The following is a 1,401-nucleotide window of genomic DNA, read 5'->3' on the forward strand; positions in this document are numbered from 1 at the left end:
ATTTATTAAGCTCCTCAACATAATTCTTAATAAAAGGTAATATCTTCTTGCTAATAAACATCTGGTCCCCTCCCGAATAGTAAATTTCGTGTCTTCACACTATTTCTACTATCGACAAAAGACCTTTTTTTATTTAGCTAATTCGTGCCAAAAACTTCTATCATATTGAGTCCTATCCAAAAACTTGAACATCGAGTAATAGGTATTGTGATAATCATGGCCACAGCAAAAAAATCTGACTTTCCAAATGTACCAAAGCCTGATGGACTATCACAGACACTCGGTATAATGGGAATCTACAGGGAGCAATCCCTCGGAAAAGATATTGAATGGAATATCCATCGTACACTTCCGGGGTTGATTCTATTTATAGTTATCGATGTAATGGCAGGTATGTTTGGTCTTGGCGCCGGGTGGGCAAATGTTCCAGTTTTGAATCTCCTTATGGGAGCGCCTCTTAAGATATCTGTTGCTACAAGCAAGTTTTTACTCTCCATAACTGATACCTCGGCTGCATGGATTTATCTCAATTCGGGTGCAGTGCTTCCGATGATAGTTATTCCATCAGTCGTTGGAATAATGCTCGGCTCTATCGTTGGCGTCAAGATACTTGCAAGGACTAAGCCAAAGGCAATTAAGTGGATGGTTATAGGTCTTTTGCTATTTGCAGGAGTGAGGGCTCTTCTAAAAGGGCTTGGATTATGGAACTAAGGCAAATTCTAAATCCTAAACACGAAATTCTAAACAAATCTCTCAATGATTTAAATTCTAAACTGTTTAATTAACAAGGAGGTAGAAATAAGATGGTTGATGATAGAACAAAGGCATCAGAAGAGCAGATAAGATACGCACAAATATTAGATATTGGAATGTACCTGGGATTTGCCCTTATTGTGGTGACCTTTGTAGTGTATATGTCAGGGATGCTATCGTCATTTATTCCTCCTCAGGAAATACCTAAATACTGGGGTATGGCATCAAAAGATTTTATACATAACTTTCAGGCCCCTACAGGATGGGGATGGTTAGCAATGGTAGGTAAAGGAGATTATCTGACTTTTGTAGGTATAGCCCTCCTTGCAGGGCTTACAATCTTATGTTATCTGGTGATATTACCTATTCTCATTAGAAAAAAGGATACTCCTTATGTGGTAATAGCAATTCTTGAGGTTGCTGTTTTAGTCTTAGCCGCAAGTGGAATCTTAAAATCAGGAGGGCACTAATAGCTGGAGTTTCGTGAATTTTCTATGATTCTCCTGAAAATGTCTGTAAGTTATTGTAATTGCTTGATTTACAAAACTACATTTTCATCGTCCTCGTATAATATATATTGTTGGTCATTTTGAATGCCACAATCCTAATTCCTTATTAAAGCCCCCAAGATTGGGGGGTGGGGGTTGA

Annotated in this window: 1 protein-coding gene and 1 pseudogene; both read left to right on the forward strand. The window is 38.2% G+C overall.

Features of this window, described 5'->3' with window-relative positions; all coding sequences use genetic code 11:
* Nucleotides 1–195: 195 nt before the first annotated feature.
* A pseudogene (locus AB1422_19475) lies at nucleotides 196–711 on the forward strand (sulfite exporter TauE/SafE family protein).
* A 92-nt stretch (nucleotides 712–803) separates the two neighbouring features.
* Complete coding sequence (locus tag AB1422_19480; protein MEW6621483.1) at nucleotides 804–1,223, forward strand: hypothetical protein; 420 nt, start codon at nucleotides 804–806, stop codon at nucleotides 1,221–1,223.
* Nucleotides 1,224–1,401 lie beyond the last annotated feature (178 nt).

It is taken from the genome of bacterium (genome assembly GCA_040757115.1).
GTDB lineage: Bacteria > UBA9089 > CG2-30-40-21 > CG2-30-40-21 > SBAY01 > JBFLXS01.